At 45.7% G+C, this 24445-nt stretch carries 24 protein-coding genes and 1 other RNA gene; 7 read left to right on the plus strand and 18 right to left on the minus strand.

Annotated features, from left to right (window positions below; translation table 11 throughout):
* From OCV19_RS13865 to rsmI, 5 genes are all read right to left on the minus strand, one after another.
* Complete coding sequence (locus OCV19_RS13865; RefSeq protein WP_048618225.1) at window positions 1–1758, minus strand: penicillin-binding transpeptidase domain-containing protein; 1758 nt, start codon at window positions 1756–1758, stop codon at window positions 1–3.
* On the minus strand, window positions 1755–2072 hold the full coding sequence (gene ftsL, locus OCV19_RS13870) for a cell division protein FtsL (protein ID WP_065676120.1): 318 nt from the start codon (window positions 2070–2072) through the stop codon (window positions 1755–1757). Before ftsL ends, OCV19_RS13865 begins: the two co-directional genes overlap by 4 nt.
* Window positions 2073–2075: 3 nt before the next feature.
* Window positions 2076–3026, minus strand: coding sequence for a 16S rRNA (cytosine(1402)-N(4))-methyltransferase RsmH (rsmH, locus tag OCV19_RS13875; protein WP_065676121.1), 951 nt, complete (start codon window positions 3024–3026; stop codon window positions 2076–2078).
* Window positions 3027–3254: 228 nt separating this feature from the next.
* Window positions 3255–3694, minus strand: an RNA gene (gene rnpB, locus OCV19_RS13880) — RNase P RNA component class A.
* 176 nt (window positions 3695–3870) lie between these two features.
* The gene (gene rsmI / locus OCV19_RS13885) at window positions 3871–4737 is read right to left on the minus strand and encodes a 16S rRNA (cytidine(1402)-2'-O)-methyltransferase (protein WP_019824587.1); all 867 of its coding nucleotides are present in this window, start codon (window positions 4735–4737) and stop codon (window positions 3871–3873) included.
* Between the two features lie 61 nt (window positions 4738–4798).
* Between rsmI and OCV19_RS13890 the strand changes: the two genes are divergently transcribed.
* The 4 genes from OCV19_RS13890 to OCV19_RS13905 are packed head-to-tail and all read left to right on the plus strand — an operon-like array spanning window position 4799 to window position 8216.
* Window positions 4799–6616, plus strand: a complete 1818-nt coding sequence (locus OCV19_RS13890; RefSeq protein ID WP_050622289.1) for a penicillin-binding protein activator — start codon at window positions 4799–4801, stop codon at window positions 6614–6616.
* Window positions 6603–7001 carry a YraN family protein gene (locus OCV19_RS13895; RefSeq protein ID WP_050622288.1) on the plus strand — a complete coding sequence of 133 codons (399 nt, stop codon included), beginning with the start codon at window positions 6603–6605 and terminating at the stop codon, window positions 6999–7001. Before OCV19_RS13890 ends, OCV19_RS13895 begins: the two co-directional genes overlap by 14 nt.
* A gap of 2 nt (window positions 7002–7003) precedes the next feature.
* Window positions 7004–7594 carry a phosphoheptose isomerase gene (locus OCV19_RS13900; RefSeq protein WP_004729817.1) on the plus strand — a complete coding sequence of 197 codons (591 nt, stop codon included), beginning with the start codon at window positions 7004–7006 and terminating at the stop codon, window positions 7592–7594.
* Window positions 7595–7610: 16 nt separating this feature from the next.
* Complete coding sequence (locus OCV19_RS13905) at window positions 7611–8216, plus strand: BON domain-containing protein (RefSeq protein ID WP_065676122.1); 606 nt, start codon at window positions 7611–7613, stop codon at window positions 8214–8216.
* A 77-nt stretch (window positions 8217–8293) separates the two neighbouring features.
* Here OCV19_RS13905 and sspB read toward each other — a convergent pair whose 3' ends face one another.
* The 8 genes from sspB to zapE all read right to left on the minus strand — a co-directional run bounded on the left by sspB (window position 8294) and on the right by zapE (window position 14633).
* Window positions 8294–8788, minus strand: a complete 495-nt coding sequence (gene sspB, locus OCV19_RS13910) for a ClpXP protease specificity-enhancing factor (protein WP_065676123.1) — start codon at window positions 8786–8788, stop codon at window positions 8294–8296.
* 6 nt (window positions 8789–8794) lie between these two features.
* Window positions 8795–9430, minus strand: a complete 636-nt coding sequence (gene sspA, locus OCV19_RS13915; RefSeq protein ID WP_009848943.1) for a stringent starvation protein SspA — start codon at window positions 9428–9430, stop codon at window positions 8795–8797.
* Between the two features lie 97 nt (window positions 9431–9527).
* Window positions 9528–10265 (minus strand): cytochrome c1, encoded by a 738-nt coding sequence (locus OCV19_RS13920; RefSeq protein WP_017061436.1) that lies wholly within the window; start codon window positions 10263–10265, stop codon window positions 9528–9530.
* A complete protein-coding gene (locus tag OCV19_RS13925) occupies window positions 10262–11527 on the minus strand; it encodes a cytochrome b (RefSeq protein WP_065676124.1) in 1266 nt (421 codons plus the stop codon). The genes OCV19_RS13920 and OCV19_RS13925 overlap by 4 nt, the downstream gene beginning before the upstream one ends.
* Entirely contained in the window at window positions 11527–12117 is a 591-nt protein-coding gene (gene petA / locus OCV19_RS13930; RefSeq protein WP_017061434.1) for a ubiquinol-cytochrome c reductase iron-sulfur subunit, read from the minus strand. The genes OCV19_RS13925 and petA overlap by 1 nt, the downstream gene beginning before the upstream one ends.
* 330 nt (window positions 12118–12447) lie before the next feature.
* Window positions 12448–12840 (minus strand): 30S ribosomal protein S9, encoded by a 393-nt coding sequence (rpsI, locus tag OCV19_RS13935; protein ID WP_004740758.1) that lies wholly within the window; start codon window positions 12838–12840, stop codon window positions 12448–12450.
* 13 nt (window positions 12841–12853) lie between these two features.
* Window positions 12854–13282 (minus strand): 50S ribosomal protein L13, encoded by a 429-nt coding sequence (gene rplM, locus OCV19_RS13940; protein WP_010434689.1) that lies wholly within the window; start codon window positions 13280–13282, stop codon window positions 12854–12856.
* Between the two features lie 247 nt (window positions 13283–13529).
* Window positions 13530–14633 (minus strand): cell division protein ZapE, encoded by a 1104-nt coding sequence (gene zapE / locus OCV19_RS13945; RefSeq protein ID WP_065676125.1) that lies wholly within the window; start codon window positions 14631–14633, stop codon window positions 13530–13532.
* A gap of 219 nt (window positions 14634–14852) precedes the next feature.
* On the opposite strand from zapE, the gene zapG reads away from it, so the two are divergent.
* The 3 genes from zapG (at window position 14853) to degS (ending at window position 18013) form a co-directional block, all read left to right on the plus strand.
* Entirely contained in the window at window positions 14853–15308 is a 456-nt protein-coding gene (gene zapG / locus OCV19_RS13950; protein WP_019824592.1) for a Z-ring associated protein ZapG, read from the plus strand.
* 126 nt (window positions 15309–15434) lie between these two features.
* On the plus strand, window positions 15435–16790 hold the full coding sequence (locus tag OCV19_RS13955; protein WP_050053096.1) for a Do family serine endopeptidase: 1356 nt from the start codon (window positions 15435–15437) through the stop codon (window positions 16788–16790).
* Between the two features lie 158 nt (window positions 16791–16948).
* Window positions 16949–18013 (plus strand): outer membrane-stress sensor serine endopeptidase DegS, encoded by a 1065-nt coding sequence (gene degS, locus OCV19_RS13960; RefSeq protein WP_065676126.1) that lies wholly within the window; start codon window positions 16949–16951, stop codon window positions 18011–18013.
* 116 nt (window positions 18014–18129) lie between these two features.
* Here degS and parC read toward each other — a convergent pair whose 3' ends face one another.
* The 5 genes from parC to OCV19_RS13985 all read right to left on the minus strand — a co-directional run bounded on the left by parC (window position 18130) and on the right by OCV19_RS13985 (window position 24441).
* Window positions 18130–20388 (minus strand): DNA topoisomerase IV subunit A, encoded by a 2259-nt coding sequence (gene parC / locus OCV19_RS13965; RefSeq protein ID WP_048658018.1) that lies wholly within the window; start codon window positions 20386–20388, stop codon window positions 18130–18132.
* Between the two features lie 3 nt (window positions 20389–20391).
* Window positions 20392–22272 (minus strand): DNA topoisomerase IV subunit B, encoded by a 1881-nt coding sequence (parE, locus tag OCV19_RS13970; RefSeq protein WP_017061428.1) that lies wholly within the window; start codon window positions 22270–22272, stop codon window positions 20392–20394.
* A 239-nt stretch (window positions 22273–22511) separates the two neighbouring features.
* A complete protein-coding gene (gene yqiA, locus OCV19_RS13975; RefSeq protein WP_019824174.1) occupies window positions 22512–23117 on the minus strand; it encodes an esterase YqiA in 606 nt (201 codons plus the stop codon).
* The gene (cpdA, locus tag OCV19_RS13980; protein ID WP_065676127.1) at window positions 23117–23941 is read right to left on the minus strand and encodes a 3',5'-cyclic-AMP phosphodiesterase; all 825 of its coding nucleotides are present in this window, start codon (window positions 23939–23941) and stop codon (window positions 23117–23119) included. Before cpdA ends, yqiA begins: the two co-directional genes overlap by 1 nt.
* 59 nt (window positions 23942–24000) lie before the next feature.
* Window positions 24001–24441: a DUF1249 family protein gene (locus OCV19_RS13985; protein WP_004736016.1), complete on the minus strand. Its 441-nt coding sequence runs from the start codon at window positions 24439–24441 to the stop codon at window positions 24001–24003.
* Window positions 24442–24445: the final 4 nt, after the last annotated feature.

Here is a 24445-nt window from a genome sequence, read left to right on the forward strand (position 1 = left end):
CTATTCTTGAAACTTGTTTTCATCAGCAGGGACATTCAGTATTTGCAATGCACCCTTCATGATTTCAGAAAAAACGGGGGCAGCAACTGAACCGCCATAGTAAAGGTCACCTTGAGGCTCATTGACCACAACAACCAGCGCGACTCTTGGGTCACTAACCGGGGCAAAACCTGCGGTGATCGCAATGTATTCGTCACTGTATCCGCCAGCTTCAGCCTTACGAGAAGTACCCGTTTTTGCTGCAACTCGGTAACCAGGAACGGCCGCTCTTGTTGCTGTGCCGCCTTTTTGAGTCACCCCTTCGAGCATATTCAAAACCAGTTCAGCGTTCTCGCGCTTGATGATCTGCTTAGAAAAGTCTTGGTCGTTACTCTTAATAATATGAATCGGTTCATACATGCCTTTGTTGGCTAGCGTCGCATACGCATGGGCCAACTGCATCGGTGTCACAGACAAACCGTAACCGAATGATAGTGTTGCAATTTCAAACTTAGACCAGCGACGACGATTCGGGAAAATACCGCTCGTTTCACCGATTAAGTTCAGCCCGGACATTTCGCCCAAACCTACAGAACTGTACATCCCAAGCAGAGCTTCTAAAGGCATGTTAAGTGCCAACTTCGCCACACCGATGTTACTCGACTTCTTGAGGATCAGCGCTAAATCAGCCTTACCGACTTTAGAAGAGTCTCGCACACGGCTACCACCGATCTGCATGATGCCGTTGCCAGTATCAATAACGATATCTGGATCTGCCGTGCCGTTCTCTAGCGCCGCCAAAACCACAAAAGGTTTCACGGTAGAGCCGGGTTCCATCGCATCGGTCAGCACGCGGTTACGCATCTTAAAACTTTGTAAATCGGCACGATTGTTCGGGTTATAAGAAGGGGCATTGACCATCGCCAACACAGCGCCGGTTTTTACATCCAACAAAATAGCAGAGCCAGAAGTCGCCTTATGATCGGCCACCGCCTGTTTAATCGCTCGGTAGGCGATCGCTTGTAATCGTTGATCGATCGTTAGCTCGAGTGGTTTGCCTTCTTCACGCTCTTCCAAAGCAATGTTTTCAACAACACGTCCGTAGCGATCTTTACGAATCGTGCGCTTACCCGCCTCGCCTGTGAGCCACTTGTCATAGCTGCGCTCAACGCCTTCTAGGCCGTGTCCATCAATCCCGGTAACACCGATAAGGTGCGCACTAACTTCGCCTGCAGGATAGTAACGTCGAGATTCCGCTTTCAGACCAACACCCACCAGCTTAAGCTCACGGATATACTTAGCCATTGCAGGGCTAACTTGTCTTTGCAGGTAAATAAATCGGCGGGATTTGTTGCTAGAGATCTTGTCGATCATCGATTGTCGCTCTAAGCCAAGTACATCGGCTAACGCGTACCAACGATCAATTTGGGCCATGCCGTTTTTATCGAAAATCGTTTTAGGATCGGCCCATACCGCTTCAACTGGAACACTCACAGCAAGCGGCTCGCCATTGCGGTCTGAGATAATACCGCGAGCAGAAGGAATTGCCTTAACACGTACTGAGCGAAGGTCGCCCTGACGAATTAAGTTATCTGGTTCAATAATTTGGATGTAAGCCACACGACCAACCAGCGCAGCAAAGGCAAGAAACACGAAAGCAATAACGACGTTGAAACGCCATTTAATAAGAATTGGATCCGAATCCTTTTCGCTCGTCACACGCTCTTTCGTTGATTTCTTAACGGTTTTTGCGGGTGCTTTTTCCTTTTTACCGGTCATTTCAGTGTGATCACAACTTCTTTTTCAGAGTCTGGACGTTTCATGTCTAGCTCTCGTTTTGCCGATGCTTGAACGCGACTATGTTCAGCCAGAGCTGTCTCTTCAAGCATTAAATTTCGCCACTCATCATCAAGCTGTTCTCGCTCCATCAACGCCGTGTCTTTTTGCGTGATCGCCTGACGTGACATATGTGTCGTAAGAACGACCCCCATCGCACTCGCGAAGATACAGATAAGAAGCATCAATGGGACCTTGCCCACGGAGATCAAATCAAAAAATATTATCTTGGCTAAGTTCGGTTTGGAGGTCTTCATTGACTATAGCTTTTCTGCGATTCGTAATACTGAGCTACGCGAACGAGTATTCTCATCCACTTCACCTTTAGAAGGCTTGATCGCTTTACCAATTGGTTTTAGATCGGCACTACCTAAAGCTTTAATTTGATCTTCTGTTAGCGGTAAACCATGAGGAACCTGTGGCCCTTGGCTCTCTTTACGGATAAAGCGCTTCACCATGCGGTCTTCAAGAGAGTGGAAGCTGATAACAGAGATACGACCTTGAGGAGCAAGAATGCTTGCTGCACCTTTCAGTGCGGTATCGATCTCTTCAAGTTCGCTGTTGATATAGATACGGAAGGCTTGGAAAGCACGTGTTGCTGGGTGCTTTTTCTCTTTGAAGCTTTTTGGAGCTACATCCGAGATAAGCTTAGCCAACTGACCAGTGCGCGTTAGTGGTTCGTTCTCTTCATTCTCTTGATAAGCGATGATGCCTTTCGCGATACGACGAGCGTGTTTGTCTTCACCGAACTCACGAATAACCCAAGTGATATCATCAAGATCCGCTTCAACTAACCACTGAGAAACAGGAATACCGGTTGTTGGATCCATACGCATATCAAGCGGGCCGTCTTTCATGAAGCTAAAGCCACGCTCAGCGTCATCTAGCTGTGGTGAAGAAACACCTAGATCCAGTAACACGCCATCCACTTGACCGACTAAGTCATAACGCTCTGCATATTCAGCCATACCTGAGAACGGGCCGTGAATAATCGTAAAACGAGGGTCATCAATCTTTTGCGCTTCTGCAATCGCTTGTGGATCGCGGTCGATACTAAAGAGTCGTCCATTCTCGCCCAGTTTAGACAGGATTGTACGGCTGTGACCACCACGGCCAAAAGTACCATCGATGTAGGTACCGTCAGGTTTGATCGCAAGTCCGTCAATAGATTCGTTAAGCAATACTGAAATATGTTTGAATGCTTCTGTCATAGTCTTCTCAGTGAGTGGATTGAGCCATTAGTTCGGCAATAATTTGTTCTATTAACGTTTTAGTGTACTGATTTCACGCCGTATCTCCACCATATTGTGTATAGGCTTTGGGAATTTTTGACCCAAGCTCATATCAGGGTGAAGGATTCTAAGGAAATCTAAATAATTTACGTCAATATAAAGCAAAAAACCCATCACTACCGTTAAGTAATGATGGGTTCTTTATATAGGTGGAGTTGACACATACGCCGGGTTCTGTTCCGCTTGCGCGGCGGTAACCATTCGTCTAGGCCTGCAATCGCTCACAGGCTCAAGCAATCTACCCGCCCCCATACGCGAGCAACGCAATGTGAGGGCCTATTTGATCTTGCTCCGGGTGGAGTTTACCTTGCTACGAACTGTTGCCAGTCGCACGGTGCGCTCTTACCGCACCCTTTCAGCCTTACCTGTGCCCCTTCCGAAGAAATGAGGCCATCGGCGGTCTTCTCTCTGCTGCACTTGTCGTGGGCTCGCGCCCCCCAGACGTTATCTGGCACCCTGCTCTATGGAGCCCGGACGTTCCTCCCCTCTACCAGTCTCCCGAAGGACTTCAACGTCAGTTTCCCGAAGGACCTCAACGTCAGTCTCCCGAAGGACATCAGCAAAGCAGCGATTACCCGTTCAACTCCGAGGGCGGATTGTATAGAGATTAGGGGGCAGTGTCTAGCGAGATCACAAATATGGTGCAAACCTCTAAGCAACTGCGTGAAATTCACACAATTCAGACAAAAAAAGAGGAATGACGGCAATACCATCATTCCTCACAAGCTTTTCAATACAGGTTAGCTACTCTATAAAGAGGTTTCTAGTTGTCTAGATGCTCTAGGCCCCATTTGTATAAAGCGTTCTTTTTCAGATTGTAGATTTCTGCCGTCATCGCCGCCGCTTTTTTAAGAGGCAGCTCTTTGGTTAGAATACCTAGTGTGCGAGTCGCTTCGTCTGGCAATTCTGTGCTCGCTTCTTCACGGTGGCCGTGAATCAGTAACACCATCTCACCGCGTTTACGGTTCGCGTCTTCTTCAATCCACTCAATAAGCTCACCAAGTGGCAGCCCTTGGATGGTTTCGAAGGTTTTGGTTAGCTCACGCGCCAATACAACCTCACGGTCAGGGCCAAGAATCTCGAGCATATCTTGTAGAGAGTCTGAAATACGGTGCGGTGATTCATAAAAGATGCAGGTGCGCTCTGCCTTTGCGATCTCTAAGAACTTGTCTTTACGACCTTTGCTCTTTGGCGGTAAGAAGCCTTCAAAGCTGAAACGATCTGACGGTAAACCAGAAGCACTTAACGCGGTAATCACAGCACAAGCACCAGGAAGTGGCACAACTCTCACACCCGCTTGACGACATTGTGAGACAAGATGGTAACCTGGGTCACTAATTAAAGGAGTACCCGCATCAGAGACTAATGCGATAGACTGACCTTCTAATAACCTTTCGACTAGAACTTGCGCTTTAGTTTGTTCATTATGATCATGTAAAGCGAACGTTCTGGTTGATATATTGAAGTGAGCAAGCAGCTTACCCGTGTGGCGTGTGTCTTCGGCTGCAATAACATCGACACTTGATAAAATTTCAATTGCTCTTTGAGTGATATCTCCCAAATTTCCGATTGGGGTTGGCACAATGTAGAGAGTTGGGCTCTCTGTGAGCAAGGTTTTGTTATCTGTCATTTGTTTACCATCACTTCAACGATTAATATAGATACAAATTTATACGGAATTTAAAGAACTCATGGCAACGATGAACCATAAGAGACTCAGTGTACCACGCTTACTAACTCCAATTGCATTAGCAATTACATTGGCGGCTTGTTCTTCAGGTCCTCAAGCACCAACGAGCGTTGATATTACACTAGATCCAGCGCAATCAACTGAAAGTTACATGATGCAGGCGGATAGTAGCAAAGGAAGTCTACAAAACGACTGGTTAATCATGGCGCTTAAGGCTTCTGTGCAAGCTGGAAAAACCGATCAAGCAACTCTGCTTATTAAACGCTTAGCAAAACAAGAGCTGAGCGAAACGCAACAAGCGGAATGGCAATTAGCGCGCGCTCAACTGCTGGTGAATAACTCGCAGCCTGAACAAGCTTATAGCCAACTGAACTTCCAGCCTTGGTGGAAACTTCCGAACGAGCAGTGGAAAGATTATCACGAGCTACGCGCGAACATTTCTGAAATGCAAAGCGAGTATTTTGAAGCAAGCCGTGAGTTAGTTCTTTATTCAGAGTATCTAGACGCTGACGACGAGCTCCAACAACAAGCTGCTGACCGTATTTGGCAGAACCTAAATAGCTACTCTCAATATGAGATTCTAGAGCTTAAGACGTCGCCTACAGAAGACGTTCTTGCAGGTTGGTTACAGCTGGCGATTTACATGAAGACGCTGAACTCAAACCTTCCAAACCTGCAGGAAACCCTGTCTGATTGGCTAGCAGAGAATCCTCAGCACCCAGCAGCGACATACACACCTCAAGCGATCACTGACATCTTAGCGCTAGAGATCAGCAAGCCAACCAGCACTGCACTATTACTGCCTCTAACCGGTAAGTACGGCAAGCAGGCACAACTTGTGCGTGACGGTTTCATCTTTGCGATGATGAATGACAAAGAGCGCGAAGAAGATGCAACGCTGACGGTAATGGATACCAACGTGCAAAGTGCCGCTGAGATTAAAGCGACACTGGAAGAGAACAACGTTGATTTCATCGTTGGCCCGCTGATCAAGAGTAACATCACTAAACTTCAGCAAGCACAGAAAAACCACGAAAACTCGATTCCAGCATTAGCTCTGAACATTCCAACACAACTAGAACCTGATACTAACATTTGTTATCTCGCTCTATCGCCAGAACAAGAAGTTGCTCAGGCAGCGAAACACCTATTTGCTCAAGGCTACAAGTACCCGCTTATCCTTGCGCCAAGAGGACGTTTAGGTGAGCGTGTTGAGCAAGCGTTTAAAGAAGAGTGGAAAAAATACAGCAGCAACGATGTTGCTATCAGCTTATTCTCTGACAAACGCCAACTGCAACGTAATGTGAATCAGGTATTCGGCTTGCAAGAGAGCCAACAGCGTATCGCTCAAATGGACGGGTTACTGAACCTAGACCTAGAAACAGAGCCACGCAGCCGTCGTGATATCGATTCTGTTTACATTGTGGCTAAGAACTCAGAGCTAACGCTAATCAAACCCTTCATTGAAGTTGCAATTAACCCTGATGCTAGCCAGCCCGCTCTTTTCTCAAACTCACGCAGCAACAGCGGTGATAAGCAGTATGAAGACCTAACCGGCGTGTTCTACAGCGACATCCCACTATTGGTTGAGAACAAAAACGAGCTTAATAAAGAGCTAAACGACCTATGGCCTGCACACTCAAACGGCCAAAAGCGTCTGCAAGCACTGGGAATGGATGCATACTACCTAATGGATGCACTGCCACAGATGAAAGCCGTACAGGGTTACAGCATTCCAGGTGAAACGGGTGTGCTAACCATCGATAACAACTGTGTCGTTCAACGTGAAATCAGCTGGGCAGAGCATGGGGCTTTTTAGCCGAAAGTTCCTATCCAAACCAAGTATCACCCACAAGCAAGTGGGTGATAAATACGAGACCGTGGCAAAATCTTATCTGATTAACCACGGTTTATCGTTAATAGAAGAAAACTTCATAGCAAAATGTGGCGAGATTGATCTTATAATGCGCCATAACAATACGGTTGTGTTTGCTGAGGTAAAATACCGCAAGCAAACCCGCTACGGACATGCCGCTGAAATGGTGACTGCCAAGAAGTCACAGAAACTGCTCAAAACAGCCAATGTTTGGCTTATGCAGCAAGGCTTGTCGGTGCACTCTACAGATTTCAGGTTTGATATTGTTGCCATTGAAGGGCCGAATGACACTATCGACTGGATTCAAAACGCCATTACCCAAGGATAAACATGCTAGACAGCATTAAAGAAAGTTTCACAGAAAGTATTCAAATCCAAATTGCGGCTGCAGAAGCTCTGCCTGACGCAATCACGCATGCCGCTCAAGCAATGGTTGCGACCTTGCTTAACGGAAACAAAATTCTTTGTTGTGGTAATGGTGGTTCGGCGTCGAATGCTCAGCAATTTGTATCGTGCCTACTCAACCGATTTGAAACAGAGCGCCCTAGCCTTCCAGCAATGGCACTCACAGCAGACAACACCACGCTAACGGCTGTGGCTAACGACTACCACTATGAAGAGATCTTCTCCAAGCAGGTGCGTGCATTCGGTCAAACTGGCGATATTCTGTTGGCGATCTCGACTAGCGGTAACAGCAAGAACATCATTAAGGCAATGGAAGCAGCGGTAACTCGCGACATGACAATCATCGCCTTTACTGGTAAAGATGGTGGCGAAATGGCTGGCTTGCTTGGTGAACACGATGTAGAGATTCGTATCCCTTCACACCGTACAGCGCGCATTCATGAAGTACACATGGTGACACTACACTGCCTATGTGACCTAATCGATCAAGTACTCTTCCCTGCTCACGAAGAGTGATATACGGAGCATCATAATGAAATCATTAACCTCTATGAGGCTGTTTAAGCTGATTAGTGTTTCGCTACTTACACTGTCTCTGTCTGGTTGTGCTGGCATTTTCATTGCTGGTGCTGCAACCACAGCAAACCTAGTCACAGATACACGAACCACCAAAGAGATTTGGAACGACAACAACATCGAATTTGAAGTTGCTGCGATTACCAATAAACAACCATTCCGTGGCAACGTGCGTGTCACCGCAAGCTCATACCGAGGTTCGGTGGTACTGATGGGCCAAGCGACCACAGATTCAGAACGTCGCACTTTTGAAAACCAAGCCAAAGAAGTGGCTGGCGTTGAGAGTATCCACAATCAGGTTCGAGTGAAAGAGCCATTGTCTGTGAGTGCGATCAGTAAAGACAGCTGGATTACCACTAAGGTGAAATCAGCTCTGCTTGCGAATGCTGAGCTTAACGGCATCAAAGTAAAAGTAATTACTGAGGATTCTGAAGTATTCCTACTTGGACTCGTAACTCGAGAGCATGCCGATATCGCGACAGAAGTTGCGCGTAATATCTCTGGCGTAAAACAGGTTATTCGAGCGTTTGAATACGGTGAAGAAGAGACGGCTGTTAACTAGCCTTAAGCCAGTCAACTAAATGCTATATAGCAGAAAAGAAAAAGCAGCGACGAGTCGCTGCTTTTTTATTTGGTTCGTTATTTGATAACACGAAGGCTTGGGCGACCTTTCGCTGGACGAGGTGGCTCAGGATCTGAGTCAGGCTCTTCAGCATCTACGTCTGCCGTTGCTACGCTCAAAGATGGGCCTTTTTCTGGTTCTTCAAAAGGACTTTCTTCAATCCCTTCTTCAAACGCTTCCATGTAAGCCTCTTCAGGTTCAAACATGGTACCAGCACCATTTTCACGAGCATAAATCGCTTGTACTGCGTAAAGCGGAACAATCACAGAGTGTGGACGACCACTAAAGCGAGCACTAAACGTCACAGCTTCGTTACCCAGTTCGAGCTGTCCAACCGCACGAGGCGCGATGTTCAGAATGATCTGACCATCTTGAACAAACTCTTCTGGAACTCGCACACCCGGTAATGCTGCTTCAACAACAAGGTGTGGAGTTAGTTCGTTATCAACCAGCCACTCATAAAATGCACGAAGCATGTATGGTCGGCGTGGAGTCATATTAGAAATGTCCATAAACGCTTAGCGAACGAGTCGCATCTCACGCTCAGCTTCAGTTAGAGAAGCTAGGAATGAATCACGTTCGAATACGCGGTTCATGTAAATCTTAAGCTCTTTAGAACCAGGACCAATCAGTTCGATACCAAGCTCAGGTAAACGCCATAATAGCGGAGCTAGGTAACAATCGATTAGGCTAAACTCTTCGCTCATGAAGTATTCATACTCAGCGAAGATAGGAGCAAGAGTCAGTAGGTCGTTGCGCAGTTTAACGCGAGCTGCTTCAGATTCTTCAGCGTTGCCTTTAACGATCTTCTCTGCAACTGAATACCAGTTACGCTCAATGCGGTACATCATTAGACGGCTGTTACCACGAGCAACCGGGTATACAGGCATCAACGGTGGATGAGGGAAACGCTCATCTAGGTATTCCATGATGATCTTTGAGTCATATAAAGCAAGCTCACGATCAACAAGAGTCGGTACTGATTTGTACGGGTTCAGTTCAACAAGCTCTGCTGGTAGATTTTTTTCATCAACCAACTCAACTTCAACACTTACGCCTTTTTCAGCAAGAACGATGCGCACCTGATGGCTATACATATCAGAAGCACTTGAGAAAAGAGTCATTACAGAACGTTTATTGGCAGCTACAGCCATGGAGCCCTCCAGTACACTTTAAATAAAAACAATGGAGGCCTAAAGCCTCCATTGAACATTAACATAATTTGGGAATTAGCACGGTATTATAGCACAATTAGTGCACATCACGCCAATACTCTTTCTTCAGCAAAATCACGATGATAGTGAAGATTACTAAGAAGGCCATTACCCACCAACCCATAGCGTGACGCTCAAGTTGAACTGGGTCGCCCGAGTAAACCAAAAAGTTAACAAGGTCACGAACTGCTTCGTCGTATTCACCAGCACTTAATTCGCCAGAGCCATCAGTCTCAGTGCCAACAACAACCGTCACTTCTTCGCCATCTACCATATGAGTATCGTAGATAGGTGTTGGGATACCTTGCAGTTCTTCAAGAACGTGCGGCATACCAACGCTTGGGAAAACAATGTTGTTCACGCCAAATGGACGAGACGGATCTTCATAGAAAGTACGAAGGTAAGTGTACAGCCAGTCTGCACCACGAACACGAGCAACCAATGTTAGGTCTGGTGGCGGAGCACCAAACCAACTTGCCGCTTGATCAGAAGGCATAGCATTAACCATCAGGTCACCGATTTTCGCTTCAGGGTCAAAAATCAGGTTTTCCTTCATAAGATCAACGGGGATCTCTAAATCATTCGCAACACGTTCATAGCGCTGGTACTGCGTTGAGTGACAAGCGAAACAGTAGTTCATGAACATCTTAGCGCCATTTTGCAATGAAGCTTTGTCTGTTAAATCATTGTTCGCTTTGTCTAATGGTACGTTTGCACCCGCTGCCATCACCAGTGACGGCAACATAGCAAATAAAATTACAATCCACTTTTTCATTTGAATGTCACCCTTTCTGGTAATGGTTTCGTCGCTTCATTTTTACTGTAGAACCACAGTAGAACGAAGAACATGAAGTAACCTAAGCTAAAGATTTGAGCCAGTAGCGTGTATGTTGGCGTTGCTGGAAGCGCACCAAGTACACCAAGCGCAATAAAGCTTATTGTGAATTGGATGATATTAATCAAATGCAGTTTGCTACGGTAACGGTAAGAACGCACTTTACAACGGTCGAACCATGGTAGTAGGAATAGCACAACAATAGATGCGCCCATTGCTACAACACCTAGCAACTTATCAGGAACAGCACGCAGAATTGCGTAAAACGGCGTGAAGTACCATACCGGAGCGATGTGCACTGGTGTTTTCAGTGGGTTAGCAGCTTCAAAGTTTGGCGGCTCAAGGAAGAACCCACCCATTTCTGGGTTAAAGAACAGCACATAACAGAAGAAGAATAGGAAACCGGCCACACCAACCATATCTTTCACAGTCCCGTATGGGTGGAAAGGAATAGAGTCAATGATGTCGTATTTCTTAGTGTAATCCTTGTGGAATGGGAACTGAGTTTTGTAGTCGTCGCCCATTGTGCCTTTAGGAAGCTTGGTTTCGATACCGTCTGGGTTGTTCGAACCCACTTCGTGCAGCGCTAGTACGTGAAGTACGATAAGCAGCAGAAGTACAATTGGCAGAGCAATAACGTGCAGTGCGAAGAAACGGTTCAGCGTTGCACCAGAGATGATGTAGTCACCACGGATCCAAAGCGTTAGGTCATCACCGATAACAGGGATCGCACCAAACAGAGAAATGATTACCTGAGCACCCCAGTAAGACATTTGACCCCATGGTAGTAGGTAACCCATGAAAGCCTCAGCCATAAGCACTAAGAAGATCAACATACCGAAGATCCAAAGTAGCTCACGAGGTTTTTGGTAAGAGCCGTAGATTAGGCCACGGAACATGTGCAGGTAGATAACCACGAAGAATGCCGAAGCACCTGTTGAGTGCATGTAGCGTAGTAGCCAACCGTATTCCACATCACGCATGATGTATTCAACAGAAGCAAATGCACCCTCACCTGATGGTACGTAGTTCATTGTTAGCCAAATACCCGTAAGGATTTGGTTAACCAGTACCAACATTGCCAAAGAACCGAAAAGGTACCAAAAGTTAAAGTTCTTAGGCATTGGGTATTCAGATAAATGCTTTTTATAAGCATTCATCGCGGGTAGACGTTTCTCTACCCAATCAAGCAATCCTTGCATTACGCGTCTCCCTCGTCCACACCGATCATGATCTTAGTGTCACTCAAATACATATGCTTTGGTACAACAAGATTCAATGGGGCTGGTACGCCTTGGAATACTCGACCTGCCATATCAAACTTTGAACCATGACAAGGACAGAAGAAACCAGACTTAACACCCTGAACTTGTTCTGCAAAAGAATCCGGCAGGTAAGTTGGAGAACAACCTAAGTGCGTACAGAAACCAACAGCAACGAAGAATTCCGGCTTAATTGAACGAAACTCGTTCTGTGCGTATTCTGGTTGTTGTTCAGCTTCAGATTGAGGGTCACGAAGTTGACCACCGATCGATTTTAGGTTTTCTAGTACCGACTCAGCACGGCGTACAACCCATACAGGTTTACCTTGCCACTCGACACGAACCATTTGTCCCGGTTCTAACTTACTGACTTCCACTTCCACCGGCGCGCCCGCAGCTTTCGCCTTGGCACTCGGATTCCATGATTTAATAAAAGGCACGGCTACAGCAGCTGCTCCTAAACCACCAACAACGGCTGTTGTTGCGGTTAAGAAACGCCTGCGACCGTTATTTAAAGGCGCGTTGCTCATCCAAACATTCTCCCATTTGCTCCTTGTGGATTGAAATAATTCCGATTAAAGAGCATGGCTAACAAAATATGTATTTAGTTCTATTTATTGACGGCAAATGATAAATAAAACCCTACTTTTTGACAAGATAAAGCTACCTTTTTGTAACAATCATGAGGCAAAGCGCACATTGGGTTACAAAAGCTTTCAAAATATAAAAATTTGGAAATAAAACGAGGGAGGGGAAGCGTTTAGAGGGGGTATAAAAACAAAAAGCCCGGCATATAGCCGAGCTTTGAACCACAATTCCAGTCGTAAAACTGGGAGCGTGTACTTTTTCGTAAAGAAAAATTAACGCTTAGAGAATTGAGGTTTACGACGTGCTTTACGTAGACCAACTTTCTTACGTTCAACGCAACGAGCGTCACGAGTAACGTAGCCAGCTGCACGTAGAGCAGGACGTAGAGTTTCATCGTACTCCATAAGAGCGCGAGTGATACCGTGGCGGATTGCGCCAGCTTGACCAGAAATACCACCACCAGAAACAGTGATGTAAAGGTCAAGTTTCTCAGTTAGTTCAACTAGCTCAAGAGGTTGCTTAACAACCATACGAGAAGTTGGACGACCGAAGTAAACATCAAGGCTACGCTTGTTGATTACGATCTCACCAGAGCCTGGTTTGATGAAAACACGAGCTGCTGAGCTTTTGCGACGACCAGTGCCGTAGTATTGATTCTCTGCCATTTTCATAATCCCCTTAGATGTCTAGTACTTGTGGCTGTTGAGCAACATGGTTGTGCTCAGTACCAGCGTACACTTTAAGCTTACGGTACATCGCGCGGCCTAGAGGACCACGTGGAAGCATACCTTTAACTGCTAGTTCTAGAACCATTTCTGGTTTCTTAGCAATTAGCTTTTCAAAAGTGATAGTTTTAAGACCACCTGGGAACTCAGAGTGACGGTAGTAAACCTTACCCTTAGCTTTGTTACCAGTTACAGCAACTTTCTCAGCGTTAACAACGATGATGTAATCACCAGTGTCTACGTGAGGAGTGTATTCTGCTTTGTGCTTGCCGCGTAGGCGAGAAGCGATTTCACTTGCTAGACGGCCAAGAGTTTTGCCTTCAGCGTCTACAACATACCAGTCGCGTTTTACAGTTTCTGGTTTAGCAACGAAAGTTTTCATGCTAATAATTACCTATTTAAAAAATTTACACTTAAGGAATACTCGCGTATTCCCACTGTCTAAGAGTTACCATTCATCACCCCTTCGAGTGTTGGAAAACTCTTGGCATAACGTGATTTTACTCATCGCTAGAGGCCCGCAGTAACGGTAGGTCGCAGGATTATAGAGAAGAGCGAAGAAAAAATCACCTCTTTTTGAACAAAATCACGATTTTTTTAATTCTATTTCTTATTCGAGATAATCAAAGCTAACTTAAGTGTTCTTTTGCCAAATATTCATGACTCTGCATTTCAATTAAACGTGACTGGCAACGTCTAAATTCAAACTCTAACTGACCATGGGTGTAGAGCTTTTCTAGCTCCACTTCCGCTGAAATAATCAGCTTCACATTGCGCTCGTAGAACTCATCAACTAGTGCAATGAAGCGCCTCGCAGCGTCATCTGAAGTCGCACCCATTTGCAACACATCCGCCAATAGAACCGTATGATAAACCCGAGACAACTCAATATAGTCGTTCTGGCTACGAGCCGACTGACAGAGCTGAGCAAAGGTACCATGCAGTACTCCATCACTCGCTTCGACTACATCTAACTGGCGGTGATTAACCTCAATTGTCTTAAGCTTCTCTTTATCTTCACCAACCAGCTGAGCGTAATACTTTTCGAGATTGATAGTCGCTTGGCTATCTAGCGGGTAATGGTAGATCTCAGCCTGTTCTAAGGTACGTAGACGATAATCAATGCCACTATCGACATTAAGGATATGACAGTTGTCTTGAATGAGCTTAATGGCAGGTAAGAAACGCGCTCGCTGTAACCCGTTGCGATACAGATCCGCAGGTGGAATATTAGAGGTCGCAACCAAGATAACGTTTCGAGCGAATAACTCTTGGAACAAGGTTCCTAGTATCATCGCATCGGTGATGTCTGAAACAAAGAATTCGTCGAAACAGATAATATCCGCTTCTTCCTTCAACTTGTCTGCGACTAAAGGCAATGGATCACTCACATTACCTAGCGCCTTTAGCTCATCATGGACTCGATACATAAAGCGGTGAAAGTGAACACGCATTTTTTTAGTGGTCGGTAAGGCATCATAGAACGTATCCATCAGGTACGTTTTTCCTCGCCCTACGCCACCCCAGAAATAGAGACCTTTTGGTGGCTGTGGCAGCTCTGGCTTTTTGCCCAATAATTTCTGGAAGCGAGTCAGTTGAGGAATGGGCGTATTCATGTAATCTTGGAATTGATGAAAGAGTTCATCTAAAGATTTAACGGCTTGCTCTTGTGCTGGATCTCTTTGAAATCCATGTTCTTTTATATCTTGTTCGTATTTTTTAATGGGATTCATGACGACATTTCCACAATGAAAGCAATATCAGACAACAACTAAAAATGAGCCCAAACAGTACGAGGAATAACGTGATGTAGTGAATAATGCAGCATCAAACTGCTAACTAGCGCACACGCATTTCTCTTTATACTGCGGCTTTCTCATAGTACCATGGAGCCGTATCACGTGTAACTAAGCAGTAACAAACATGTTAAAAAACAATAATAAGGAGCTGTTATGCCTTGGATGTATGCCGTTGCCGGTTTACTAGTCGGAGTTATTTTAGGGGTCGCTATTTCTCGTCTCATGACACCTGAATACAAAAAACAAAAGAACGTACAGAAAGAATTAGATAGCGCAAAGTTTGCCCTTGAGCAGCAGCGACAAGAGCTGGCTGATCACTTTGCGAAATCAGCAGAAATGTTGGACACATTAGGTAAAGACTACACAAAACTGTACCAACACATGGAAAAAACAAGCTCAGAGCTGATTCCTAACCTGCCAGAGCAAGATAACCCGTTTGTGAAAACAGCCGCTGCCCATTCGGACAAGCCACAAGAGAAGTCTTCAGCAAAAGAGGCGACACTTGAGGAACAACCGAAAGATTACGCTAATGGCGCAACCGGTTTATTTACAGAGCAGAAGAAAGAAATCATGGATGCTCCCGATGTTGTAACAGCAAAAGCATCGTAAACATTTAACACTTCTGTGAACTTTACAAAGGTTTTTGAGTCATAACTTTCACTCAGGTCATTTGAAACTTCTCATACTTATTAAACGTATAAGAGGGTTAAGACCTTAACTAGAGAGGAGTTTATGATGAAAAAACCTTTGCTTGCTTTATCAGTACTGACTTTAAGCTTAAGTTCAATCATCACCCCCATTCAAGCAACAGCCGCACTGCCATTAAGTGTGGGTAATGAACAATTACCGAGCCTTGCTCCTATGCTTGAACAAGTGACCCCCGCTGTGGTTAGTATTGCCGTAGAAGGCAAACAGGTACAACGTCAGCAAATCCCTGAACAATTTCAATTCTTTTTTGGTCCAGAACAAACACGAGAGCGTCCATTCCGCGGGCTAGGCTCTGGTGTCATCATTGACGCCAAGAAAGGTCATATCGTGACCAATTACCATGTCATTAATGGCGCAGACGATATCAAAGTAAAATTGCATGATGGTCGAGAGTACGATGCTGAGCTAATCGGCGGCGACCAGATGTCTGATATCGCACTGCTAAAATTAGAAGAAGCCAAGAACCTTACCCAGATAAAAGTCGCAGACTCAGACAAACTAAGAGTTGGTGATTTTAGTGTCGCGATCGGTAACCCATTCGGACTTGGGCAAACCGTGACATCCGGTATTGTTTCTGCACTTGGTCGTAGCGGCCTGAATCTAGAAAACTTTGAAAACTTCATTCAAACCGATGCAGCAATCAACAGCGGTAACTCTGGTGGTGCGCTAGTGAACCTCAACGGTGAGCTGATTGGTATCAACACCGCCATTCTTGGCCCTAACGGAGGTAATGTCGGTATCGGCTTTGCAATCCCTTCTAATATGATGACAAATCTGACAGAACAAATTCTCGATTTCGGTGAAGTAAAACGCGGCATGCTTGGCGTTCAAGGCGGAGAAGTGACCTCCGAATTGGCAGAAGCACTCGGTTATGAATCAAGTAAAGGCGCCTTTGTTAGCCAAATCGTCCCTGACAGCGCAGCAGATAAAGCCGGACTGAAAGCGGGCGATATTATTGTCTCTATTAATGGCAAACGCATTGATACCTTCAGCGAGTTAAGAGCTAAGGTCGCAACACTCGGCGCTGGTAAGCAAATTGAGCTGGGTGTGGTTCGTGACGGTAAGAGCAAAACCTTTGATGTGACGCTTGGTGAATCCACCAATAACAAGACACAGGCAGAGAAACTCCATGAAGGACTAGCCGGAGCTGAATTAACCAACACAACAGAGAGTGACTCTGCAACGGGTGTCAAGGTCTCAAGTGTTGCTCAAGGCTCACCAGCCGAAGCCTATCAACTTCTGAAAGATGACATCATCATCGGGGTAAACCGTCAAACGGTTAAGAACCTTGCTGAGTTTAGAGAGATTCTTGAAAAACAACCTGGTGTACTGGCGCTTAATATCCAGCGAGGCGACCGAACTATCTATCTTGTAATTCGATAGTCTTACGTCAGCGCAATTACAGGGAGGCCCAGTAAGTTTGCTTTAAACTTACTCAGTCTCCCTTTTCTTTAGATCAATCAAAATGCTATGCTTCACTTGTAATCAAGTCAGTCATCCATTGATGGAGGCTTCACACCTTACTTGTTGAAGAGGGAAACATGCTGTCCTTTCTATTTCGTTCTATTTCCCTTGGACTCGTTTCAGCGGCGCTGATTCTTCTCGTTTTTCCAAGCTTAAGACCGGCTATTGTTGCAGATGTCACTAACCCTAAAGTCGACAATATTGGCTCTCTTCAGATTTCATTCAATCAAGCAGTACGCCGCGCGGCACCTGCTGTGGTTAATATTTATAGCCGTAAATACGCCGAAAATGATCGTAACAAGCTACTGACTCAAGGTTTGGGGTCTGGGGTGATTGTTAGCGAGAAAGGCTACATCATTACCAACTTCCATGTTGTGGCTCAAGCAGACCAAATAGTTGTGGCCCTTCAAGATGGCCGAGTAGCAGCAGCGCAACTTGTCGGCTCAGACAAACGCACCGATATCGCGATACTGAGAGTCAGCGGTGACAACCTACCAGTAATCCCATTAAACCCAAGCTACAAAGCCAATGTTGGTGATGTGGTACTGGCGATAGGTAATCCATATAACCTAGGTCAAACAACAACCTTTGGTATCATCTCTGCAACTGGCCGCTCTTCGATCAGTGCTGATGGTCATCAAGCCTTTATCCAGACCGATGCAGCAATCAATGAAGGTAACTCAGGTGGTGCACTGGTGAATTCACAAGGTGAGCTAGTCGGTATCAATACCGCCTCTTTCCAACAAGCTACCGACATGGAAACCTATGGGATCTCATTCGCTATCCCCTATCCGCTTGCTAATAAAATCATGGAGAAGATCATCGCCGATGGCCGTGTAATTCGTGGTTATATCGGTATCGATGGACAAGACATCAACTCTGTCACCTCACGCATGTTGGGTACTAAGAATATCGGCGGTATTGTTGTGTTAGGTATCGATCCAAATGGCCCCGCTGCGGATGCCGGTTTTGAAGCTCAAGACATTATTGTCAGTATCAATAATAACCAGGTAAGTGGTCGCCAGAGTGTGATGGATACTGTTACTGATTTGCGTCCAGGTACCGAGATTGATGTGGGAATCTTACGCCAAGGTGAAAACAAAACCCTCAAAGTGACAATTGCTGAAGATACTCGCCTGTAGAACAAACGCTGTTAGCAGTGGTTCAAGCTGCTAGATTTAAGCTGCTAATAAACAAATACAAAAAACCCAGCTCACAGGCTGGGTTTTCTTTTATCTAAAGATAGTATCAGGTATCTCTACGATTCACTTGGCTCTTCGATATCAATGCGAGTCACTCGCTGTAAACCTCTTGGTAGTAGGCCACCACGGCGACCACGTTCACCACGGAAGTTTTCAAGATCTGCTGGTTTCAAGCCAAGCTTGCGTTTACCGGCGTAGATAGTCAGCGTCGCATTCTCTGGGATAGCCATCAAGTGCGAGACAAACTCTTCACGCTCTTTTGCTTTCGCCGAAGGGATGTTGATGATCTTGTTGCCTTTACCCTTGCTCAACTGAGGTAGGTCTTTAATAGGGAACAACAACATACGGCCTTGGTTAGTAATCGCCAGAATCTGGTTACTGTCCAAGTCAGCAATAGGGCTTGGCATCATCACTTCAGAAGCTTGTGGCAAGTTAACCAACGCTTTACCGCTCTTGTTCTTAGACAGCAGATCGCTACCCTTACAAACAAAGCCATAACCAGCATCAGAACCGACTAACCATAATTGCTCATTCTCTCCCATCACCACTTGGCGAATAGAAGTACCAGGGCTGACGTTCAAGCGGCCTGTAATTGGCTCACCTTGGCTACGTGCCGACGGTAATGAGTGTGATTCAAGGGAGTAGCTTCGGCCATCACTGCCAAGGAACACCGCTTGTTGATTACTCTTACCCTTAGCGCTCGCTAGGAATTTATCACCTGATTTATAGTTCAAGCCTTCAGCATCAACCTCATGCCCTTTGGCATGACGAATCCAACCTTTTTCAGACAACACAACTGTGATTGGTTCGCTTGGTACTAAGTCACGCTCTGTTAGCGCTTTCGCTTCAGCACGCTCAATCAGAGGTGAACGACGATCATCGCCGTATTTATCCGCATCTGCTTGGATTTCTTTCTTGATCAGCGTATTCAAGCGACGCTCTGAACCGAGTAGCTTTTCAAGCTTTTCACGTTCAGCTTCAAGCTCTTCTTGCTCAGCTCGGATTTTAAACTCTTCTAACTTAGCTAAGTTACGAAGTTTAATATCAAGAATCGCATTAGCTTGAACTTCAGAAATGTTGAAACGGCTCATTAGGACAGGACATGGTTCGTCTTCTGTACGAATGATCTCAATCACTTCATCGATATTAAGATAAGCAGCAAGCAAACCTTCTAAGATGTGCAAACGTGCTAGTACTTTATCTAAACGGTACTGCAAACGACGGCGAACCGTTGTACGACGGAACTCAATCCACTCTTTCAGGATTTGAACTAAGCCTTTCACTTGAGGACGGTTATCTAAACCAATCATGTTCAAGTTAACGCGGAAGTTTTTCTCTAGATCCGTCGAAGCAAATAGGTGACTCATCAGTTGGTCACAGTCGATACGATTTGAACGAGGAACGACAACGATACGCGTTGGGTTCTCGTGATCAGATTCATCACGCAAGTCGTCAACCATTGGCAGCTTCTTAGCGCGCATCTGGTTAGCAATTTGCTCAAGTAACTTCGCACCTGACACTTGATGAGGTAAAGCCGTGATAACAATATCAGAGCCTTCCTTGTGCCAAACCGCACGCATCTTGATGCTGCCACGTCCAGTACGGTAGATTTTTTCGATGTCCGATTTCGGAGAGATAATCTCAGCTTCTGTCGGGTAATCTGGACCTTGAATGAAACCCATCACGTCTGAAAGCTCAGACTTAGGCGTATCAATTAGGTGAATGGCTGCATTAGCGACTTCACGCACGTTGTGTGGTGGAATATCGGTCGCCATACCTACCGCGATACCAGTGATACCGTTAAGAAGAATATGAGGCAGACGAGCTGGCAACATTTGAGGCTCTTTCATGGTGCCATCAAAGTTTGGTTGCCAGTCAACAGTGCCTTGACCTAGTTCACCTAGAAGAACCTCAGCAAACTTAGATAATTTCGCTTCGGTATAACGCATCGCAGCGAACGATTTTGGGTCATCCGGAGCACCCCAGTTACCTTGACCATCGACCAATGGGTAGCGGTAAGAGAAAGGCTGCGCCATCAATACCATCGCTTCGTAACAAGCAGAGTCACCGTGTGGGTGATACTTACCCAATACGTCACCAACGGTACGTGCTGATTTTTTGTATTTCGATGCAGCCGATAAGCCTAGCTCAGACATCGCGTAGATAATACGACGCTGTACTGGCTTCAAGCCATCACCGATATACGGCAATGCACGATCCATAATCACGTACATTGAGTAATTTAAGTAGGCATCTTCGGTGAACTTGCGCATTGGCAGCTGTTCAACGCCATCATATGTAATTTCGTTAGACATCCATTATACCTCGGCCATATCACCGTTAGTCTGTAGCCATGTACGGCGATCATCTGCACGTTTCTTACCAAGCAACATGTCCATCATCTCGTTGGTCGCTTCGCTGTCATCAATCGTTAACTGCACAAGACGACGAGTGTTTGGATCCATGGTGGTTTCACGCAACTGAAGTGGGTTCATCTCACCCAGACCTTTAAATCGTTGCACGTTGATCTTGGCTTTCTTCTGCGATAGTCGTTCAAGCACACCGTCTTTCTCTGCGTCATCAAGTGCGTAGAACACTTCTTTACCGCAATCGATACGATACAGAGGAGGCATTGCCACATAGATATGACCCGCTTCAACCAAAGCATGGAAATGACGAGTAAACAATGCACATAGCAGTGTCGCGATATGAAGACCATCCGAGTCCGCATCGGCAAGGATACAGATCTTACCGTAACGCAGGCCTGATAAATCATCATTGTCCGGGTCGATACCCAGAGCTACCGAGATGTCATGCACTTCTTGCGAAGCCAATACTTGGTCTGCTGACACTTCCCATGTATTTAGGATCTTACCGCGAAGTGGCATCACCGCTTGGAACTCACGGTCACGTGCTTGTTTAGCAGAACCACCCGCCGAGTCCCCTTCCACGAAGAAGATTTCGGTACGGCTTAAATCTTGAACTGAACAGTCAGTTAGCTTACCCGGCAGTGCTGGGCCTGACGCGATTTTCTTACGCACAACCTTTTTGCTTGCGCGCATACGGCGGTGAGCATTCGCAATACAAGCTTCTGCTAGCTGTTCCGCCAATTGTGGCTTTTCGTTCAACCACAGGCTAAACGCATCTTTTACTACACCAGAAACAAACGCAGCGGTTTGACGAGAAGACAAGCGCTCTTTTGTTTGACCAGCAAACTGCGGATCTTGCATCTTCACCGAGAGTACGTACGAACAGCGATCGAAAATATCGTCGCCCGTTAGCTTAACGCCACGTGGTAGCAAGTTGCGGAATTCACAGAACTCACGCATTGCATCAAGCAGACCTTGGCGAAGACCGTTTACGTGTGTACCACCTTGCTTAGTCGGTACTAAGTTCACGTAACTTTCGGTGATCATGTCGCCGCCTTCTGGCTGCCAGATGATCGCCCAGTTTGCCATTTCTGTTTCAGCAACGAATTCGCCAACATACGGTTCTTCAGGCAGTAAGGTGTAACCTTTCACGCCTTCGGCAAGGTAGTCTTTTAGGCCATCTTCATAGAACCATTTATGCTCTTCGCCACCGACTTTGTCGATAAAGGTAATTTCTAAACCTGGGCAAAGCACTGCTTTTGCACGTAGGTTGTTAATCAGACGAAGTGTCGAAAATTTAGGGCTATCGAAGTACTTAGGATCAGGCCAGAAATGTACTGATGTACCACTGTTACGATGACCACAAGTGCCCGTTACAGTAAGCTCTGTTACGGCATGACCACCTTCAAGTGCGATCTCGTGAACCTGACCTTCTCGGCGTACAGTCACTTCAACACGTTTTGACAGCGCGTTTACGACCGAGATACCTACACCGTGCAGACCACCAGAGAACTTGTAGTTGTTATTCGAGAATTTACCGCCAGAGTGGAGCTTAGTTAAAATCAGCTCAACACCTGAGATCCCTTTTTCAGGGTGAATATCGACAGGCATACCACGGCCGTCATCGGTAACTTCTAACGATTGGTCTGCATGAAGTACCACTTTGATCTTCTTAGCGTGTCCCGCTAGTGCTTCATCGACCGAGTTATCAATGACTTCTTGGGCAAGGTGGTTAGGTCTTTCTGTCTCGGTATACATTCCCGGGCGGTGTCGCACAGGATCGAGACCTTCAAGTACCTCGAGGTCTTTTGCATTATATTGTTCAGTCATAATACGGAGTTTACTCAAAAAGTTTGCGTCAGTTCGCTGGCTCCAGTTTCACTAAAGCAGAATCATTACTATGAACCGTCATAGTAGAGCGAACGAGCGAAGTATTGGGGAATATAGTCTGGAAGCTGAGTAATGATGTCAAGCTAGTTCAAAAACTAAGACATCAAACTATGATATTTCACCATTGATAGATGAAATAACAGGCAAACAAGAGAAAATCACTTGATTGGTGGAACAGATTAAAGATTTAGAAAGGTGATGATTTGTTGTGGGTAGCGTTCAAAATCAACAAAGCTATGATCCCCGCCCTCTTCTACTGTCTGTGTTGCACCTTGGTACTTCTCTACCGCTTGTCGGTAATCCAGAACTTCGTCTTCCGTTTGCTGAAGTAACCAGAAGTCGCTCGGCTTAGCGATCGCCGAAACCTCTAACGCCTTCAGTTCATCAATATGTTTTGTTTCCAGTACATACCGTTCATCTGTGTATGGGTTTACTTGTTCACCTAAATAGTCAGCAAGAAGCTCATACGGCTTCACTGCTGGGTTTACAACCACCGCTTTAAAACCATAGTGGCTATTCAGCCATGTTGAAAGATAACCACCCAGCGAGCTACCGACCAACGCTATTTGATATTGCTCTTTATATTGCTCCACCAGCTGCTGCAAATGGAGTGCCGCTTGCTGAGGGAAACTCGGCAGTTGAGGGGTTACAACTTTAATATCAGCGCGATGCTCCGCACAGTAATCTGCCATTACGTTCGCTTTATGAGAACGTGATGAACTGTTAAACCCATGAATATAGAGAAGCAGTGATGGCTTATTAGCTTGCTGATCAGAGCCTGGCATTAGTAACCAGAAGCCTTAAAATCAGGCAAGAACTGCCCATGAGGCAGACGACGAACTTGCGTGCTGACCGTTCCGTCTTGATGTAATTCAATCTCTCTCCAACCCGGAGACAAAGTATCGACCGCGAAGTCATCTGAGTTAGGTTTGAATTGCACACAAGTCGATGGGGTTGCCATGACTTGTACACCATGATGATCTCGGTTCATGTCTTGATGAACATGACCACAAAGTACCGCTTTAACATTGGTGTGCTGTTGAACCACATCCCAAAATTGATCGGCGTCTTTTAGGTTATGTTGATCCAACCATGCGCTGCCAACCAACAATGGATGGTGGTGCAATAGAACCAAGGTATTACGTTCAGGGAACTCCGTCAGCTTCTGTTCTAACAGATCAAGCTGTTGATCGCTGAGGCGACCATGAGGCACACCAACCACCTGCGAGTCTAGCATCACCATCTGCCAGTTATCGCCTAGCAAGACATGCTCAACACACTGTATTTGTGGTGATGGTAAAACACTGCCCATATTAGGCTTAAAGTCATGGTTCCCTGGCAGCCAATAGCATGGCTTTTCCAAAGGTTGAATCCCTGACTCAAATTTCTGGTACGACTCAGCACTGTGATCTTGAGAGATATCACCGGTTGCTAAAATCGCTTGATAGTCAAAACCCTGACTAACAATGCCATCGACTACAGCACGAAAGCTATCTTGAGTGTTGATGCTTAATAAGCTGCCATTGCTCGGCGCAAACAAATGCGTGTCCGTTAGCTGCACAAGCTTAATAGTGCTCTCATCAAATTTTGAAGTGTGTGATAATTCCAAAATAACAAATCCAGATACGTTACTGTTTAGACTTTAAAAGTGTTGATAAATAGGCTCAATTAAAAGGTAATTGGGGTTCGGCTGATACCCGTTTTTAAACAAAACGTTAACCATTCCCCAAGAAATTTATTCAATTGAAATTTCTCGTCCTTTTGCAGAAGCTTAGTGTTGGGATAGTCATATTTCGCTTTGACTCTTGAAAAATCCCCGCTAGCGCACACTTCTGCAACTCGAGCGTCGTGATATAGCCTGACAGACATTTTTGGCAAAGGAAACACTGGCATCGCGTCACTCTGACATATATCTATTAATGTGGTGTATTTTGTGACCTCATTCACTGTCAATTGATACACCATATTAACGGCTTGGTAACAGCGAACGTCACCAACTTCATGTCCAACCGGTAACAAAGCGTTCAGTTTGGCATAGTTCGTCTCGTAAACTCGCATCAATTCAGCAAGATCAACATGATACGGTTTCTTGACTGCTATATTTGGCATGACG

It is taken from the genome of Vibrio celticus, assembly GCF_024347335.1.
Lineage (GTDB): Bacteria > Pseudomonadota > Gammaproteobacteria > Enterobacterales > Vibrionaceae > Vibrio > Vibrio celticus.

Excerpts from the sequence above, each read along its gene's own strand:
- OCV19_RS13865 (WP_048618225.1), bottom strand. The coding sequence starts at position 1,758 with ATGACCGGTAAAAAGGAAAAAGCACCCGCAAAAACCGTTAAGAAATCA.
- ftsL (WP_065676120.1), bottom strand. The coding sequence starts at position 2,072 with ATGAAGACCTCCAAACCGAACTTAGCCAAGATAATATTTTTTGATTTG.
- rsmH (WP_065676121.1), bottom strand. The coding sequence starts at position 3,026 with ATGACAGAAGCATTCAAACATATTTCAGTATTGCTTAACGAATCTATT.
- rsmI (WP_019824587.1), bottom strand. The coding sequence starts at position 4,737 with ATGACAGATAACAAAACCTTGCTCACAGAGAGCCCAACTCTCTACATT.
- OCV19_RS13890 (WP_050622289.1), top strand. The coding sequence starts at position 4,799 with ATGGCAACGATGAACCATAAGAGACTCAGTGTACCACGCTTACTAACT.
- OCV19_RS13895 (WP_050622288.1), top strand. The coding sequence starts at position 6,603 with ATGGGGCTTTTTAGCCGAAAGTTCCTATCCAAACCAAGTATCACCCAC.
- OCV19_RS13900 (WP_004729817.1), top strand. The coding sequence starts at position 7,004 with ATGCTAGACAGCATTAAAGAAAGTTTCACAGAAAGTATTCAAATCCAA.
- OCV19_RS13905 (WP_065676122.1), top strand. The coding sequence starts at position 7,611 with ATGAAATCATTAACCTCTATGAGGCTGTTTAAGCTGATTAGTGTTTCG.
- sspB (WP_065676123.1), bottom strand. The coding sequence starts at position 8,788 with ATGGACATTTCTAATATGACTCCACGCCGACCATACATGCTTCGTGCA.
- sspA (WP_009848943.1), bottom strand. The coding sequence starts at position 9,430 with ATGGCTGTAGCTGCCAATAAACGTTCTGTAATGACTCTTTTCTCAAGT.
- OCV19_RS13920 (WP_017061436.1), bottom strand. The coding sequence starts at position 10,265 with ATGAAAAAGTGGATTGTAATTTTATTTGCTATGTTGCCGTCACTGGTG.
- OCV19_RS13925 (WP_065676124.1), bottom strand. The coding sequence starts at position 11,527 with ATGCAAGGATTGCTTGATTGGGTAGAGAAACGTCTACCCGCGATGAAT.
- petA (WP_017061434.1), bottom strand. The coding sequence starts at position 12,117 with ATGAGCAACGCGCCTTTAAATAACGGTCGCAGGCGTTTCTTAACCGCA.
- rpsI (WP_004740758.1), bottom strand. The coding sequence starts at position 12,840 with ATGGCAGAGAATCAATACTACGGCACTGGTCGTCGCAAAAGCTCAGCA.
- rplM (WP_010434689.1), bottom strand. The coding sequence starts at position 13,282 with ATGAAAACTTTCGTTGCTAAACCAGAAACTGTAAAACGCGACTGGTAT.
- zapE (WP_065676125.1), bottom strand. The coding sequence starts at position 14,633 with ATGAATCCCATTAAAAAATACGAACAAGATATAAAAGAACATGGATTT.
- zapG (WP_019824592.1), top strand. The coding sequence starts at position 14,853 with ATGCCTTGGATGTATGCCGTTGCCGGTTTACTAGTCGGAGTTATTTTA.
- OCV19_RS13955 (WP_050053096.1), top strand. The coding sequence starts at position 15,435 with ATGAAAAAACCTTTGCTTGCTTTATCAGTACTGACTTTAAGCTTAAGT.
- degS (WP_065676126.1), top strand. The coding sequence starts at position 16,949 with ATGCTGTCCTTTCTATTTCGTTCTATTTCCCTTGGACTCGTTTCAGCG.
- parC (WP_048658018.1), bottom strand. The coding sequence starts at position 20,388 with ATGTCTAACGAAATTACATATGATGGCGTTGAACAGCTGCCAATGCGC.
- parE (WP_017061428.1), bottom strand. The coding sequence starts at position 22,272 with ATGACTGAACAATATAATGCAAAAGACCTCGAGGTACTTGAAGGTCTC.
- yqiA (WP_019824174.1), bottom strand. The coding sequence starts at position 23,117 with ATGCCAGGCTCTGATCAGCAAGCTAATAAGCCATCACTGCTTCTCTAT.
- OCV19_RS13985 (WP_004736016.1), bottom strand. The coding sequence starts at position 24,441 with ATGCCAAATATAGCAGTCAAGAAACCGTATCATGTTGATCTTGCTGAA.